16 protein-coding genes are annotated in these 15,790 nt (G+C 65.7%); 6 read left to right on the top strand and 10 right to left on the bottom strand.

Features of this window, described 5'->3' with window-relative positions; genetic code table 11:
* Nucleotides 1–387 precede the first annotated feature (387 nt).
* Both ASG92_RS08415 and ASG92_RS29190 read left to right on the top strand, forming a co-directional pair.
* Entirely contained in the window at nt 388–2,124 is a 1,737-nt protein-coding gene (locus ASG92_RS08415) for a thiamine pyrophosphate-dependent enzyme (RefSeq protein WP_240987054.1), read from the top strand.
* A 366-nt stretch (nt 2,125–2,490) separates the two neighbouring features.
* Entirely contained in the window at nt 2,491–2,664 is a 174-nt protein-coding gene (locus tag ASG92_RS29190; RefSeq protein ID WP_200951916.1) for a hypothetical protein, read from the top strand.
* A 72-nt stretch (nt 2,665–2,736) separates the two neighbouring features.
* On the opposite strand, the gene ASG92_RS08410 is transcribed toward ASG92_RS29190, so the two are convergent.
* Both ASG92_RS08410 and ASG92_RS08405 read right to left on the bottom strand, forming a co-directional pair.
* Nucleotides 2,737–3,114 carry a carboxypeptidase-like regulatory domain-containing protein gene (locus ASG92_RS08410; protein ID WP_162256312.1) on the bottom strand — a complete coding sequence of 126 codons (378 nt, stop codon included), beginning with the start codon at nt 3,112–3,114 and terminating at the stop codon, nt 2,737–2,739.
* 25 nt (nt 3,115–3,139) lie between these two features.
* The gene (locus tag ASG92_RS08405; protein WP_056626770.1) at nt 3,140–3,505 is read right to left on the bottom strand and encodes a VOC family protein; all 366 of its coding nucleotides are present in this window, start codon (nt 3,503–3,505) and stop codon (nt 3,140–3,142) included.
* Nucleotides 3,506–3,599: 94 nt separating this feature from the next.
* Here ASG92_RS08405 and ASG92_RS08400 point away from each other — a divergent pair, with 94 nt between their 5' ends.
* Complete coding sequence (locus ASG92_RS08400) at nt 3,600–4,109, top strand: NUDIX domain-containing protein (RefSeq protein ID WP_056626769.1); 510 nt, start codon at nt 3,600–3,602, stop codon at nt 4,107–4,109.
* 49 nt (nt 4,110–4,158) lie between these two features.
* Here ASG92_RS08400 and ASG92_RS08395 read toward each other — a convergent pair whose 3' ends face one another.
* The 5 genes from ASG92_RS08395 to ASG92_RS08375 all read right to left on the bottom strand — a co-directional run bounded on the left by ASG92_RS08395 (nt 4,159) and on the right by ASG92_RS08375 (nt 7,499).
* On the bottom strand, nt 4,159–4,536 hold the full coding sequence (locus ASG92_RS08395) for a hypothetical protein (RefSeq protein WP_056626768.1): 378 nt from the start codon (nt 4,534–4,536) through the stop codon (nt 4,159–4,161).
* Nucleotides 4,537–4,724: 188 nt separating this feature from the next.
* Nucleotides 4,725–5,552, bottom strand: coding sequence for an alpha/beta fold hydrolase (locus tag ASG92_RS08390; protein WP_056626767.1), 828 nt, complete (start codon nt 5,550–5,552; stop codon nt 4,725–4,727).
* Complete coding sequence (locus ASG92_RS08385; protein ID WP_056626765.1) at nt 5,531–6,169, bottom strand: RraA family protein; 639 nt, start codon at nt 6,167–6,169, stop codon at nt 5,531–5,533. The genes ASG92_RS08390 and ASG92_RS08385 overlap by 22 nt, the downstream gene beginning before the upstream one ends.
* On the bottom strand, nt 6,166–6,828 hold the full coding sequence (locus tag ASG92_RS08380) for a diguanylate cyclase (protein ID WP_056626763.1): 663 nt from the start codon (nt 6,826–6,828) through the stop codon (nt 6,166–6,168). The genes ASG92_RS08385 and ASG92_RS08380 overlap by 4 nt, the downstream gene beginning before the upstream one ends.
* Entirely contained in the window at nt 6,828–7,499 is a 672-nt protein-coding gene (locus ASG92_RS08375) for a dimethylmenaquinone methyltransferase (RefSeq protein ID WP_056626761.1), read from the bottom strand. Before ASG92_RS08375 ends, ASG92_RS08380 begins: the two co-directional genes overlap by 1 nt.
* 79 nt (nt 7,500–7,578) lie before the next feature.
* Here ASG92_RS08375 and ASG92_RS08370 point away from each other — a divergent pair, with 79 nt between their 5' ends.
* A complete protein-coding gene (locus ASG92_RS08370) occupies nt 7,579–8,469 on the top strand; it encodes a LysR substrate-binding domain-containing protein (RefSeq protein ID WP_056626759.1) in 891 nt (296 codons plus the stop codon).
* On the opposite strand, the gene ASG92_RS08365 is transcribed toward ASG92_RS08370, so the two are convergent.
* Genes ASG92_RS08365 through ASG92_RS08355 form a run of 3 tightly spaced genes read right to left on the bottom strand, consistent with a single transcriptional unit; the run spans nt 8,435 to nt 11,053 of the window.
* A complete protein-coding gene (locus ASG92_RS08365; RefSeq protein ID WP_056626758.1) occupies nt 8,435–9,622 on the bottom strand; it encodes a CaiB/BaiF CoA-transferase family protein in 1,188 nt (395 codons plus the stop codon). The genes ASG92_RS08370 and ASG92_RS08365 overlap by 35 nt on opposite strands.
* Nucleotides 9,615–10,490, bottom strand: coding sequence for a CoA ester lyase (locus ASG92_RS08360; protein ID WP_056626757.1), 876 nt, complete (start codon nt 10,488–10,490; stop codon nt 9,615–9,617). The genes ASG92_RS08365 and ASG92_RS08360 overlap by 8 nt, the downstream gene beginning before the upstream one ends.
* Nucleotides 10,487–11,053 (bottom strand): MaoC family dehydratase, encoded by a 567-nt coding sequence (locus ASG92_RS08355; protein ID WP_056626756.1) that lies wholly within the window; start codon nt 11,051–11,053, stop codon nt 10,487–10,489. Before ASG92_RS08355 ends, ASG92_RS08360 begins: the two co-directional genes overlap by 4 nt.
* A gap of 214 nt (nt 11,054–11,267) precedes the next feature.
* On the opposite strand from ASG92_RS08355, the gene ASG92_RS08350 reads away from it, so the two are divergent.
* Both ASG92_RS08350 and ASG92_RS08345 read left to right on the top strand, forming a co-directional pair.
* The gene (locus ASG92_RS08350; protein ID WP_056626754.1) at nt 11,268–12,428 is read left to right on the top strand and encodes an acyl-CoA dehydrogenase family protein; all 1,161 of its coding nucleotides are present in this window, start codon (nt 11,268–11,270) and stop codon (nt 12,426–12,428) included.
* 21 nt (nt 12,429–12,449) lie between these two features.
* Nucleotides 12,450–15,707, top strand: a complete 3,258-nt coding sequence (locus tag ASG92_RS08345; RefSeq protein ID WP_082579384.1) for a 2-oxoglutarate dehydrogenase E1 component — start codon at nt 12,450–12,452, stop codon at nt 15,705–15,707.
* Nucleotides 15,708–15,790 lie beyond the last annotated feature (83 nt).

Below are 15,790 nucleotides of genomic sequence, written 5' to 3'. Positions count from 1 at the left end.
CTGCGCCCTCATGGTCGCCGGCTGGTACGCCTGCCGCAAACGAATCCACGAAATCGCCGAAACCCGCGACGGCTACACCGGCATGTCCCCCGTAGTCGCAAACCGGACTCCAATCCGGTAGCAGGTCCCGCGGCCGCCCCGGTTTCCACATCCCCATACCCCGACAACAACCGAACGAAAGCCCGCCATGAACCGACGAAACCTGCTGATCCCCCAACCCGACCGCCCGCCAACGGAAAACCAGGCGACAGACAGCTGCGAGGACGGCTGCTTCTTCTGCACCGGACCGGAAACTGACTAGGCGCCACCGGCGCCTCCACCCAACGCACGTAACCAACACCCAACCCAAGAAGACAAGTAGTGATGACAACGGAGTCCGCACACCCCATGACCGCAACCGACACGCAACCGCTCGAAGGCCAAATCCCCAACCACCGCGCGGCACAAGCCCTCCCATCGGCTGCTCCGTCCAGTCCGGACGGCGGCAGCAGCGCCCTGAAATCCGCCGGGCACGTTATTGTTGACTCCCTCGTGGCCCACGGAGTCGAACGCACCTATGTTGTCCCCGGCGAGAGCTTCCTGGACGTGCTGGACGGGCTGCACGGCTCTGACATCGACACGGTGGTCTGCCGACATGAAGGCGGCGCCGCCTACATGGCCGAGGCTGACGGCAAGATGAACCAGCGTCCCGGCGTGGCCATGGTCACCCGGGGGCCTGGCGCGGCCAACGCCCATGTCGGGCTGCACACCGCCTGGCAGGACTCCACCCCGATGTTGCTGTTCGTGGGCCTGATCCCCTTCGCCCACCGTGACCGCGAAGCGTTCCAGGAATTCGACATCAAGGCCTGGTTCGACACGGGTGCCAAACGCGTCATGGTCCTTGACCATGCCGAGCGGGCGTCCGAGATCGTGGCGGAAGCGATGTTCGCGGCCATGAGCGGACGGCCGGGCCCCGTTGTGGTGGGCCTGCCGGAAGACATCATCCGGCAGCACGTGGATCCGGCCCTGCACCCCGCCATCCCGGTGGCCGCGGGCGGAATGAGCACCACGGATGCCGAGGCACTCGCCGCAGCCCTGGCCAATTCCTCGAAGCCGCTCTTTGTCACCGGCGGCAACGATTGGTCCCAGGATGCAGCCCACGAGCTCACGCGCTGGCTCGAAAAGCACCACATCCCGGCTGCCGCGGAATGGCGCACCCAGGGAACCGTGTCCTTTGACTCCCCGTCGTACGTCGGTCCGATCGGCTACGGCCGCCCCCGCCCCACGTACGACCTTCTTGAGGAAACCGACCTGCTCGTATTCGTCGGCACGGTCCCGGGGGATGTCATCACGGACGGTTTTGTCTGCAGGCAGGACTGGAACAAGAAGAATTTCCTGGTGACCATAGATCCCTCGTTGCGCGGCCGCTCAGGCCCGGTCTCGCGGCAGATCGTGGCGAAACCGGACGCATTCGTCCGGGATCTCGCTGACATCGACCTGCCCGTGAAGGAGGAGTGGAAGGCGTGGACGGGCAGGATGCGCGCCGAGCAGGCGTCTTTCGCCGGCCTGCCGTCAGCCACGCCCGGCGAAGGACCTGCAAGGATGGACACGCTGATGGCGAACCTCGTCCCGCGGCTGCCCGAGGACGCCATGGTGACCTTCGGGGCGGGCGAGCACACCAACTGGGCGCACCGGTACTTCCCCACCCGGCGCTACGCCTCGATGATCAGCGCCAGAAACGGCTCCATGGGCTACTCCGTGCCCTCGGCCATCGCCGCATCACTGGCCAACCCGCAGCGCCGGGTGGTCACCATCGCCGGCGACGGGGAATTCCTCATGAACGGCCAAGAGTTAGCCACCGCGGCCCAGTACGGCGCCACGCCGCTGATCATCGTGATGGACAACCAGGAGTACGGCACCATCCGCACCCACCAGGAACGCCACTACCCGTCCCGCGTCTCCGGCACACAGCTGAAGAACCCCGACTTCGGCCTCATGGCCCGTGCCTTCGGCGGTTTCGGCGTCACGGTCACCCAGGACAAGGACGTGCCGGCGGCCCTCGACACCGCGTTCGAGGCCATCGATCGGAACGGGGTGTTTGCCCTGATCCACCTCATCGTCGAACAGCGCGTCAAGGCCTACTGACTCTCCGGTGACACGGCGGACCCGCGAACTGGTGGCTCCTATCAGATCCCCTCCAGCGCGTTGTGATGAGTCTCACCTGCAATGATCGCAAATCCGCTTGAGACGCAATCGCCCCGCCGGGCATCATGGAATGGACGGCCGAGAACGCGATTTCCCGGCTGGCATGGCCCTGACGTTCGCTCTTGCGGACAGAACACTCAGCGGCTGAAAAGCAAAGTTAGACCCAATCTGGTGGACGCAACGAGGCCAAACCAGTGAGCTCAGCCGAGCTGCACAAGGTCTCCGACCCGTTCACGGATTGACCCGTTCCGGGCTCCGCGCCGATGCGACAGCCCTTGACCGAAATTATGAATGAGGCACCGAATAATGACGTTCGAAACCACTGATTCCGTAACGCTGAAAATCTGGGACCGGTCTGCGATTGACCACACACTGGAGGCAACCGTGCACGACCTCTCCATCCGGACCAACGCCCCCAAGCACAGCATCGCGGTCACCTGCAGCGGGCCGAACACCTTTACGGTCAGCCTGAGCCGCTAGGCGTTACACGCCAGAAAACGCAAGCGGACGACGTCGGGAGGTTCCCGCCGTCGTCCGCTTCCGTTTGCCGCCCTAGCGAATTCCGCTGTCAACAATCAGTGTGACGCTGACAGGAGCGTCCGAGATGACCACCTGCTCGGTGGCCGTCGAAGCGTAGCCGCCCACGTTGGTGGCTCTTATGACATAGCGGCCGTCAGGCAATGTGAGGTGGAATGCACCCGAGCTGTCCGTGAGCGTTGAACCCCGGATCGCGTCTCCGTCGAGTGCGACCACCTCGGCGCCTGACACGGGGCGCGGCGGGCACTCCTCACCGACGCGCTCAACGGGGCAGGTCGGCCCGGACAGGACCTTGCCGGAGACCTCCCCGGAATGGCTGAAAATGCCGCACCCGCACAAGAGCAAAGCAGCGGCGGCCAGCAAAGCCCTGCGGAAGCACGTCACCTTATCCACCAAGCGATTCGTCCGCGACTGGAATCTAGGCGGAGGGCTTTGGCGGTTCGTGGAGTCCGAAGGCCGAGCCCTGATCGTCCTTGCAGAGCTTGAACCTTCCGTATTCCCCGTCACTCGTGTCATCCCCTAGCTCAGGATCATCCACCGAACCGCCGAGCTTCCGCACGCGGTCCAGGGCAGCGTCCATGTCGTCCACCCGGAAGAAGACGTAGGGCACGGCTCCGCGGTCCCCGCCGTGCATGCCGCCGGGGATCCCCGGCGTGCCGATCATGAATCCTCCGCCTTCGGAGGGCCCGGGAGCAAAGTCCCAGCCGAAGAGCGCCCCGTAGAACGCCTTGCCCCGCTCGGGGTCTTCCACGCCGATTTCAAAGAACACTGGCTCGCCGGACATCGTCCCTCCTGGCCTGGGGTGCGAACGCCCTCACCATAGAACCGAATGCCCCGAGGCACAATGGTTACCGATAGCCTTGGGACGTGGAGGGCACATGACGGTTCGAAGCGCAGGCATCCTGCTGTACCGGCGGGACACGGAATCTCGGCTGGAGGTCTGGATTGCGCATATGGGCGGGCCGTTCTGGGCCCGCAAGGACACCCACGCCTGGTCCATTCCCAAGGGCGAGTACCTCGAAGCCGAGGATCCGCTGGTCGCCGCCCTGCGTGAATTCGTCGAGGAAATGGGCACGCCCGCACCGTCGGCTGACTACCTGCAGCTGGGGACTTTCCGGCAGCCCTCAGGCAAGCTCATCACGGCTTTTGCCGCAGAGGCGGACTTCCAGCCCGGGCAAATTGTGAGCAACACGTTTTCGCTGGAATGGCCGAAGGGATCGGGAGTGGTGCAGAACTACCCCGAAATCGATGACGCGAAGTGGTTCCCCGAAGCCGAAGCCCGGACCAAGTTAGTGAAGGGGCAACTGCCGATCCTCGACGCGCTCATCGAGCACCTCGGTGAACGAGACGGTGAACGGGACGGCGAACCGAACGCACGACCAAAGTAGGCCGGACGACGGCGGGACCTCCCGCCGTCGTCCGCCGCCGTCGTCGTTTCTAGCGTCCCCGCCCGGACTCCGTGGCCGTGACGGTGAATGAAGCGTTCAGCTTCACGGTTGCCGGCGAGCCGTCGGCCTTGATGATGTGGGCCTCATATGCGGCGCCCTCGGCGTCGGTCTCTACGCGCTGGACCGTTGCCCCGGGGTTTGCTGCGATGGCGGCCGCCCTGACCTTGGCGGCCGCGGTCCCCGTCAGCTGCTGCTCCGTGATCCCGTTGGCCTGGTGGCCTCCTTTGGCTGCCTCTGCAGCGAACCGGCTGTCCGTTTGATTCGAGGATGACGCACCGACGGAACCGCCCATGGCGAGATAGATGCCGCCACCCACGAGGCCGGCGACCAGAGCTGCGTTGACGACGCCTTTTTCAACCCTGTTCATGACTTGCTCCTGGCTTCCGCGGTCCAGGCGTTTCGGAAATGCCTCCGCTTCGCAGACCGCTCGTTGATCGGGCCGTCGGATCCCGGCGCCGCCGATCCGGGGAGCGACACTGCGGAGTCTACCCACGTGCGTGCGTGGCGACTAGAAGAAATTACGAAGTCGAAGGAGCCGAGACAGGCCGGTCCGTCTCACTGCAACGCCGCCGGGTCCGCCTGGCGCTGGAAGGCTGCGATCCGGTCCCACATCTCGGGTGCATTGGAGTACATGGGGAAGTGGCCGCTCCGCGGGATCTCCGCCAGCTGGACGCCCCGGGCGGCGAGGTGTGGAAGGTAGCTCAGCGAACGGTTCTGCTCGCCGTACATGAACATCCGGGGCATCGGAAGATTCAGGAACGTGGCCATCAGGTCTGCGCTGTCCGAGAGCTGCACCATCGACTCGAAAATGCCCCGGACCGCCCCGGCCCGGACCTTGTACCGGACGCTGGTGGCGTACAGCTGGCTCGAATAGAACTGCGCCGCCCAGTTGCGGGCGATGAAGTCCTCCAGGAACTGTTCCGCGTTCTCCTGGGGGTGGAGGAAGATCTGCCGGCTGAGGAAGCAGTCTTCAGGCGCGAGATTCCCTTCGATGTCGGTGAAGCTGGCCACGCGGCCCGGCGCCTGGTGGGCGAGCATGAGCGAAGTGAGCCCGCCCATGGAGTGGCCCACCAGATGGAACCGATCGATTCCCTGGGCCGCGAGGGCCGTGAGGGCCGTGCCGACCAGGAACGGGATCGAGATCTTCGCCAGATCAGCGCACCAGGATTCGCCGCATCCGGGGGCGTCGTAGGCGAAGACGGGCCGGCCGGCGAAGTCCGGGTTCTGGACGACGTCCGCATAGTCCTCCTTGGTGGAACCGAATCCGTGAAGAAAGACCAGCGGGAGGCCCTCGCCCGCGCGGCTCATGCAGGACAGGCGCACGTCCGTGCCTTCGACGGTGAGCGGGATTTCGTGCCTGGTCAGGCTGTTTTCAGTTGGCAACCTGTTCCTTTCGCGGGCCGGTCCACGGGAAGTCCGTAGAGTTCGAGGGTTGTCTTGCCGCTCTTGATTTCGGCGAGGATGCGGCGCTCGTCAGCGACGCGCTGATCGGCGCGGGCGATCACCTCGGCTGCCGCATGTTGGGGCAGGACTATGACTCCGTCCGCGTCCCCGACCACCAGGTCGCCGGTCTGCACGGTAATGCCCCCTACGCGGACGGGTGAGCGAAGGTCGCCGGGGTAGTCCTTGACGGTTCCGACCACTGTGACCGATCGCGAGAAGACAGGGAATTCCAAGGCGGCCATCTCGCCGACGTCGCGCACTCCGCCGTCGATGATGAGGCCTGCGATGCCCCGGTGCTGGGCTGCGACGGCCAGGACCTCGCCCCAGTGGCCATGCGCCGCGCCCTGCATATCCGCGACGAGCACGCTGCCCGCCGGCGCGGCCAGGACGGCGCTGTGGAGCGCGAGGTTGTCACCGCCGATGCCCCGGACTGTAAACGCCGGCCCGGCAACACGGGCGCCCGGCCAGGCCGCCCGGAGACCGGGGTCGCAGGCGCAGGGCAGTTTTGACGCCTCGTACAGGGTGGCCGCGGAATGCCCGCCTGCCGGGGCGCTCATGCGTTCCTCCACTGAAGGTCGTGGTAGCCCAGATCGGCCCTGGCCCGGACCAGGGTGGACCCTGCCTTGACCGCCGCGATGATCCTGGCCTCGGTAGCTTCAATCCGTTCAGCGATCTCGGCCACCCGTTCGGCGTGCGCGTAGGGCACGGCCAGTGCGCCGTCCGCGTCGCCGCAGATGATGTCGGCAGGCGAGATCGTGACGTCGTTGATGGTGAGCTCGGCGCCGACCGCCACCAGGCGGACCCGGTCCTTGCCTGTGCGCATGAACCGGCCGCGGCTGAAGAGCGGATAGTTCTGCTCCAGGGACGTGGAGACGTCCCGGCAGACACCGTTGATGACGGTCCCGGCGATCCCGCGGGCGGCCGCGATCTCGGTCATGATGCCGCCCCACACCGTGACGTCGGTGCGGCCCTGGTTGTCAATGAGCACCACGGCCCCCGGCGGTACGTCGTCGAGAAAGTCACCCACGCTCCCGCGTTCAGATCCGGCCGGCTCGTACTGCACCGTGAAGGCGGGTCCGGCGGTCCGGAACTCGTAGCTGAGTGGTGCGAGCCCGTGCAGGGTCGCGTGCACGCCCAGTGAGTCAAGGGCGTCGGAGATGGCGGCCGTGGGCAGGGCCGCAAGCCGGGTGGTGACGTCGAAGGTGTTGGTGGTCATCAGTGGTTTTCCTCGGTGGTTCCGGCCAGGCGGGCATCGCGCATGGCCTCGTGCAGGGGGATGCCGGAGCGCAGGTCCGCGGCGATGGCTTGTTCGCGCGCCGCGACGGCCTGGGCTTTCTTCAGCACTTTTTCGACGTGCTCGTGAGGGACCACGACGACGCCGGTTTCGTCGGCGAGGACCAGGTCACCTGGAGCGACCGTGACCTTGCCGAGCTGGACGGGCTCGCCGGCGGACCGCTGCTGGAGCCGGCCGCGGGCGGTGGCGGGGATCCGCCCCTTGGCGAACACCGGGAAGCCGAGTTCACGGGCTTCGTTCACATCCCGGCAGGCGCCGTCCGCCACCACTCCGCGGACACCGTTCAGGCTGGCGCCGAGGCTAAGGAGGCCTCCCCAGCAGGAGACGTCGGTGCGACCGTCGTTGGCGACGACAATGACGTCGGTGCTGGAGGCGCCGGCCACCGCCGTGGCGCCGATATGGGGACCTGACGGGCCGGGGACGAACGGCTCGAGCTGGACGGTGACGGCGAACCCCGCGATCTTGGGGTGGCCCCAGACCGGCAGGAATCCGGGCTGTCCCGGGGCGAGGCCGAGGGCGTCCAGGGCGTCCGACACCGCGGCGGAGTCAAGGGCCGCGTAGCTGTCCAGGAGGGATGATTCGTTTGAGGTCATGGTTCCAGTAGACCGCCTAACATCGATATGGTGAAGGTCTGATTTACACCTGCTGTAAGACGAGGAGCGACCTGATTTCATGGTGGAAGTACGCCAGGCACGGTTCTTCATCGCCGTGGCAGAAGAACTGCATTTTGGCCGCGCCGCGGACCGGCTCCACATGTCCCAGCCGCCGTTGAGCCAGGCCATCCTGCAGCTGGAGCGCCAGCTCGGCACCACACTGCTCATCCGCTCCAGCCGCACCGTCCTGCTGACGGAGGCCGGGCGGATGTTCCTGGAACAGTGCCGGCTGCTGGTCGGCGCGTCCGAACGTGCCCGTGAGGTGGCCGAACAGGCCAGCGCGGGGCTTGCCGGGATCCTCCGGATCGGCGCAGTGACGTCCGTGTTCAGCGAGGTGCTGCCGCAGATCCTCCGCCGTTTCCGGGAGTCGCGGCCCCTGGTGGAGCTGCACGTCCAGGAGATCGATACCCACCACGGACGTGATGCGCTGCTGCGCAGGGAACTCGATGTCGCGGTGATCCGCCAGGCAGTGACGGGCCGCCAGCTGAACTCAGTACCGCTCCGGCGCGACCACTTTGTCCTCGCCATGCCCGAGGGCCACCGACTGGCGGGCACGGACGGCCCCGTGGACCTGTCCGATTACCGCGACGACTCCTGGGTGTGGCTCCCCCGCCCCATCTCCCCCGACTACCACGACGAACTTGTGGCCGCGTGCCGGCAGGCGGGCTTCAGCCCCGAGGCGCACCACTTCGCCAACTCCATCCATTCCCAGCTCGCCATGGTGGAGTGCGGGCTGGGCGTGACGCTGGTTCCGAAGTCCTCGGTGGCACGGCAGTCCCGAGGGCTCGTGTGGCGCGAACTCAGAGACCGCATCGATCTGGTGGAACTGTCAGTGGTCAGCCGCGCCGGCGGCGAGGAGCCGCTGGTGGATCACTTCATCTCCTGCTCGCGGCCGGACGGGCCAATGTAGGAACCCTCAAGATTCCGCCGTTTTCCAGTTCGGCGCGTATCTTCTCCGTGTGCTCGCCGAGTGCCGGCACCGGCCCCATGCGGAAGGCGCCCTCGCGGGATGTCACCGGCGGGATCAGGCTGCGAACCGGCCCCACCGGGGACTCGACGTCCCGCCAGCGGTTCCGTTCGCTGAGTTGCGGGTGCGCCGAGAAGTCGCGCATATTCCTCAGTTGCGCGTTCGCGATGCTGGCGGCGTCGAGCCTGGAAATGAGAGCTGCCGTCGACTGCTGGCTAAGGGCGGTGTTGATGGCGTCATGGAGCGCGGAGCGGTTTTCCACCCGCAGGGTGTTGCTGGTGAAACGGGGGTCCTGCGCCAGGCCGGGCTGCTCGAGGACGTCCGCGCAGAACGTTGCCCATTCGCGTTCGTTCTGGATGCCGAGGAACACGGTGCCGTCTGCGGCGGGAAAAGGACCGTAGGGCGCGATGCTCGCATGCTGGGCGCCGCTCCGGGCCGGCGGGGCTCCCCCGTATTCGGCGTAGAAGTATGGCTGGCTCATCCATTCACCGAGGGCCTCGAGCATGGATACCTCCAGAACGTCGCCCCGCCCGGTCCCGGCCCGCTGCAGCAGCGAGGTCAGGATTCCTGAGTAGGCGTACATTCCGGCGCAGATGTCGGCAATGGACACCCCCACCTTCGCCGGGGAATCCGGTGTCCCCGTGACGCTGAGCAACCCGGCCTCGCACTGGATGAGCAGGTCGTAGGCCTTTTTCTGTTCGTGGGAGCCGCCGCGGCCGTAGCCGGATATGGAGGCATGGATCAGCCGGGGGTTGAGCGCCAGGGCGTCGTCGGGCCCGAGGCCCAGCCGCTCGACGGCTCCGGGCGCGAGGTTCTGAACGAGGATGTCCGCCTGGGAGACCAGTTTCTTCAGGACGTTGAGGCCGTCCTCGGATTTGAGGTCCAGGACGATGCTTTCCTTGCCGCGGTTGAGCCAGACGAAGTAGCTGGACATTCCGCTCACTTTGTCGTCGTAGCCGCGGGCGAAGTCGCCGGTGTCGCGTTCGATCTTGATGACCCTCGCCCCGAGGTCAGCAAGCTGCCGGGTGGCGAAGGGCGCGGCAACGGCCTGTTCCAGGGAAACAACGGTGATGCCTTCCAAGGGCAGCTCAGCCATTCGAGGATCCTTTCTTGGCCTGGTGCAAAATGCGTTTGGCGCGTTCGGTGACAGGCCGGTCGATCATTTGCCCCGCCACCTGGGTGGCGCCCCCTTCGGCGTCGATGACGGACAGCGCCCACGCTACTTCCTCTTCGGCGGGCGCGAACGCCGCCCCGACGAAGGGGATTTGGGCAGGGTGGATGCAGAGCTTCCCGCTGAATCCGAAGTTTCGTGCGAGTCTGGCCGACTCGGAGATGCGTCCCGCGTCCCGTATTTCGGTGCAGGGAGAATCCAGTGGCGCCGCGATGCCGGCGGCCCTGGACGCCAGGACCAGTTCGGAGCGGGCGTGGTCCAGGTACCGGTCTCCGCTGTCCGCATTGATGTCCAGGGCAAAATCGATGGCCCCGAAGGCCAGCCGTGTGATCCCGCGAACCTGTGCGAGCTCCAAGGCATGGATCAGCCCGGCTGCTGACTCGATGAGTGGAACCAGCGCCAGATCTGCGGGAAGGCGGTTGCGCAGCCGGAGAAGGACCTCCGGATCGTCGGCCTTGGGAACGATGATGCCCAGCAGCCCGTGGTGCTGCCATTCGGTGAGGGACAGCAGAGCGGTGATTTCGGCGTCGTAAGCCGGTGAATCAATCGGATTCACACGGACCAGGGCGCGCACGCCGCCCCGGGCCAGGGCGTCCACCGCCGATGCCAGCGCTGCCGCCTTATCGGCGGGAGCGACGGCGTCCTCAAGGTCAATGATCACGACGTCGGCACCCGAGGCCGTCGCCTTGGCGAACCTTTCGGGGCGGTCACCCGGCACGAACAGCGCGGTAACCGCTTCCGATACGATGCCCTCGCCGGTGGTTGTGGCTGACAACGTCTCCGGGGCCGTCACTGGAAGTCTCCAATGTGCGGCAGGGTGGATTCGTCCGGACGGGCAGCCTCCACGCCCGGCAGGTGGCCCTGCCTGTAGACCATGAACGTGCGCCGGTAGCTGATGACAATCTTGCCGTCCTGATTGAATCCTTCGGTGGCCACCGTCACGAGGCCCAGGTTGGGGCGCGATTTTGATTCCCGGACAGCGAGCACTTTGGACCGTGAATAGATCGTGTCACCTTCGAAGACCGGGTTGGGCATTCTTACCTCGTCCCAGCCCATGTTGGCGAAGACGTTCATGGACAGATCGATGGTGGACTGTCCGGTGACCAGTGCCAGGGTGAACGTCGAGTTGACCAGGGGCAGGCCGAACTCAGTGGCCTTGGCGAAATTGCGGTCGACGTGGGTTTTCGCAACGTTCTGGGTCATCAGCGTGAAGCTCTGGTTGTCGGCTTCGGTGACCGTCTTGCCGAAGGGGTGGTAGTAAATGTCTCCCACTGTGAAGTCTTCGAACAGTCGCCCCGTCCAGCCCGTCACGACGCGAGTCTCCCCGGAAGATGCCGGTGATGCGGTTGCTGCCATGAATCAATCTCCCTTGGTTTCCTGCCGCCCAGAGACCATCCGTACGGCAAATATATTCTGCATTGACTTCAGGATTCCCTCTCTTGCCCTGCAATGTCAAGGTTTCAAGCGGGAAATGATTCGTTCAAAACTCTTGCCAGCACGTGAATATATTATGTATCGTCGTTGCAGAGGGCCGTCGAGAAGGCAGCCGACCAAGCCAAAAGGAGCAAAGATGCCCACACCTATCTCAATTGAGCAGCTGCGCCAGCAGACCCGCGAACTCTGCGCCAGGTTCCCTGACGAATACTGGCGGGAGACGGACCGGAACCGCCGGTATCCGCAGGAGTTTGTGGACACCCTCACTGAAGCGGGCCTGCTCTCCGCGCTCATTCCCGCCGCGTACGGCGGACTGGGTCTGGGCCTGACCGAGGCAAGCGTCATCATGGAGGAGATCAACAAGTCCGGAGGGCATTCGGCCGCCTGCCACGCGCAGATGTACACGATGGGTGCGCTGCTGAGGCACGGCAACGACGCGCAAAAGAATGAATATCTTCCCCAGATCGCGGCCGGGAAGCTGCGCCTGCAGGCCTTTTCGATCACCGAGGACAAGGCCGGCTCCGACACCACCAGCATCGAAACGGAAGCCGTCCCGGACGGTGATCACTTCATCATCACCGGCCACAAGAGCTGGACCAGCCGGATTGAGGAGTCGGACCTCGCGTTCGTGCTCGCCCGCACGGCCACGAAGGGGACGGACAAGACCGACGGCCTGACGCTGTTCCTGGTGGATCTGCGGCAGGTTCGGGAGGAACAGCCCAACACGCTCAAGGTCGTCAAGGTCCGGACCATGTTCAACTACGCAACCAACCAGGTTTGGTACCAGGGCATGCGCGTACCCGCATCCGCAGTGATCGGCCAGGTGGGCAGAGGCTTCCGCTATGTCCTGGACGGCTGGAATGCCGAACGCATCCTGCTCTCGGCGGAAGCCGTGGGCGACGGCTACTGGTTCACGCAGCGGGCGGTTGACTACGCCAACAGCCGTGAGGTGTTTGGCCGGAAAATCGGCTCCAACCAGGGAGTCCAGTTCCCGATCGCGGACGCGTACATGAAGGTCCGCGCGGCAGACATGATGCGCTACGAAGCTGCCCGGCTGTTCGACGCCGGCGAACCGTGCGGCGCCGAAGCCAACATGGCCAAGCACCTCTCTTCCGAAGCCAGTTGGGCGGCCGCCAACGCCTGCCTGGACACCCATGGCGGCTACGGCTTTGTGGACGAATACGACGTCGAACGCAAGTTCCGCGAAACGCGCATGTTCCAGGTGGCCCCCGTGAACAACAACATGATCAAGAACTTCATTGCCCACAAGGTCCTCGGCCTGCCCCGCTCCTACTGAGACCGCTTCGGAAAGATAATCATGCTTCAAAACGTATCGACACCCGATTCCAGCCCCGCCGATCCAGCACCCGCTGACAGCGGGAAGGCTGCCGGCGATATTCGGCGCCCCCTCCGCGGCCGGGCAGCTGCCATGGCCCGGAACATGGACGCCAGCCTCAGCATTCCGACCGCCTCCACGATCCGCACCTTTGAGGTGTCAGCCCTCATGAAGTGGCGGGAGAAGCTGCGGGGACAGGGCTTCAGCGTTCCCATCGCCGCCGTCCTCGCCTGCGCCATGGCCCGGGCCGCGCAGCACGACGTGCCGGCGGCCAGGAGGCGGATCGAGTCGGCCGGCACCGACTTGGTGCTGGTCGAAGAGGCAACCGTGAACCTGGGCGTCGCAGTCGACGTCGAAACCGCTGCCGGCCACTCGATCATGGTCCCGGTTATCCGGGACGCCGCCAGCCTGACCTTCCCGGTCTTCGCTGACCGGCTCGGCGAACTGTCCGAAGCCTGCCGTGCCGGATCGATCGCCGTCGCCGATCTCCGCGGTGCCACGCTCATCCTCACCAGCACCGGCCGGTTCGGGTCAACCACAGGTGTTCCCCTGCTGCCGCCCGGGCCCGGCATCATCGTCGCCGCCGGTGCAATCGGCGTGCCGGCAGGCCTGGAGACGCTGTCAGAGACCCACCCCGTCAACCCGGTGCTCACGCTGTCCTCCACCTATGACCACCGCGCCATCCAGGGCGCGGACTCGGGGCTGTTCCTGGGAACCGTTGAAAAACTCCTGCGCTCCCCCGAGTTCCTGGCCGAACTCGAAAGCGAACTGCAGGCGGACCGGGGCGGGCCGCTGCTGGGCCTTCCCACCCAGGCAGGATCCGACCATGACGACGTGAGGCTGGCCGAGTTCAGCAGCACCGGAAGCGCCACCGTTGCCCGGCTCGAACCGGTGCGGGCACGCGACGAAGGGTCCTGGCTTCCCCAGGGCGTCGAAGTTGAATTCGGGCACCTCTCCGATCCGGAAACCCGCAAGTGGCTGTCCGATCTCCTCAGGAACGGCACCCCGGCCCCATCCCCCTCCCGCAGGCTTCAGGCCCTGCGGCTCTCGACCGAGATCGATGTCTTCGAGGCGTACCTGCAGACCCAGTTCCTCGGACAGAAGACCCTCTCGGTCCAGGGGCTTGAGGCAACCATCGTGGCCCTGGCGGAGATGACCGGCCACGCGGCCTCTGCAGGCTATTCCGATACCGTCTTGGGGATGGCACACCGCGGACGGCTGAGCATCATGGCCCACGTCCTTAATTGGCCCATGGAAAGGATTTTCGCCGAATTCCTCCCCACCGCGCAGGCCACCGTGCATGCCCCGTCAGGCGACGTCCGCCAGCACCTCGGCGGCAAGGGCACCTTCGCCGACGTCGACGGATCATCCATCAGCGTCATGCTCGAGCAAAACCCCAGCCACCTTGAGTTCGTTTCACCGGTCGCTCTCGGCGCCGCGCGTGCCAAGCAGGACGAGCTCGTGGCCAGCGGCGAGTCGAGGGAACAGGCCCGCCACCGGGTGCTGCCCGTCCTTCTCCACGGCGACGCTGCCTTCACGGGCCAGGGCGTCGTCTACGAGACGTTCAACCTGCAGAGCCTGGCCCCTTACAACGTCGGCGGAACGGTGCACATTGTCCAGGACAATCGGCTCGGCTTCACCGCAACACCGTTCCAGCTCCGCTCCACGGCATGGCCCTCCGACGTCGTCAAGGGGTTCGATGTTCCCGTCATCCACACCGACGCCGACGACATCGACGCCAACCTGGTAGCCGCAAGGATCGCCTTCGAATACCGCGAGCGCTTCGGCAAGGACATCGTCATCCATGTGCAGGGCTACCGCCGGCACGGGCACAACGAAACCGACGAACCGCGCTACACCCAGCCGGTCTACTACGCGGACATCGACGAGCACCCGCCTGTCCACGAGATTTACGCCGCCAAGCTCGAAGCTTCAGGACTTATCTCAGGCGATTACGTTGCCGAAACGCGGACCGCTGAGCGACTGCGGCTCGTCGATGCCCTTGACCGGGCCAGGACGTTCGACCTCAACACCGTCATTACCCAGCATCTGGCGGCGCGGCCCGAGGTTCAGCGAGCGCTGCACGGCGCTGCGCCGGCGTGGGCCCTTCAGGTGCTGGACGAAGCCGAGCAGGACCGCCCCGACTTTGAGATCCACCCCAAACTGATGCGTCAATTCAACAAGAGGAGGTCCCTGCGTGCGCAGGACTCCCTGGTTGACTGGGGCCAGGCGGAGTTGCTGGCGCTGAAACTCATCAACGAAGCCGGCACACCCGTCCGGCTCACGGGCGAAGACGTCGAACGGGGCACCTTCAGCCACCGGCACATCGTTGTCCACGACGCCGATACCGGTAACAAGGCCGAGCGGCTGGCGTTCGACAAGGCCCCCTTCCTCGTGGCCAACACGCCACTCACGGAAGTCGCCACAGTGGGGTTTGAGTACGGCTACGGCCGCACGAACCCCGCCTCCCTGCAGATCTGGGAAGCCCAGTTCGGTGACTTCGTCAACGTCGCCCAGGTGATGTTCGACCAGTTCGTCATGGCCGGCAGGGACAAGTGGGGCCGCGACGGCAGGTTTGTGGTCCTCCTGCCTCATGGCTGGGAAGGCGCCGGCCCGGAGCATTCCTCGGCCCGGCTGGAGCGCTTCCTGCAGCTAGCGGCCCGGGACAACTCCCGCATCCTCATCCCCACCACCGCAGCCCAGTATTTCGCCGCCCTTGTTACGGCGGCCGCGATGGAGGACCCGCGTCCGCACATCATCTTCACACCGAAGTCCCTCCTGCGGGCGGAGTCGGCAAAGTCCCCTGTCGCAGAGTTCTCGCCGGCCCGGTTCCGGCCGGTCCTGGCGGACGGGGCGCCCGGCCACGAGGCCCGGCGGCTGCTGCTGTGCTCCGGAAAGATCGGCGTCGAAATCAAGGACAGGCTCGGCGACGGCGTCCGGCTCCTTCGGCTCGAAAGCCTGTATCCCTTCCCCCACGAGGAGATCATGCGGGAAGTCGCGGCGGCGACGCAGCTGGAGCAGATCGTCTGGGTCCAGGAAGAGCCGGAAAACATGGGCGCCTGGACCTACGCCCTGCCGAAGCTGTTGAAGATGGGACTGGGCAGGTTCAGTCTCGGATTCGTGGGCAGGCCGGAGGCCGCCTCCCCGGCGGAAGGCTACTCGAATCAGCACAAAACCGCACAGGAGCGGCTGCTGGCAACAGCCGCCCAGGTCGGAGAAGTCGACTACCGGGTCGGCTAGGACAGCGTAGGCTCCGGCAGTGGCCCACCCGTCCTGTCGAGGCCTAAAGTAACCACACGCGCAAGGCGGTGCAGGACCCCTGC

Source organism: Arthrobacter sp. Soil736 (assembly GCF_001428005.1).
In the GTDB taxonomy this organism is placed as follows: Bacteria; Actinomycetota; Actinomycetes; order Actinomycetales; family Micrococcaceae; genus Arthrobacter.
The sequence above is the reverse complement of the archived record's forward strand: the minus strand, read 5'-3'. Positions and strand labels throughout refer to the sequence as shown.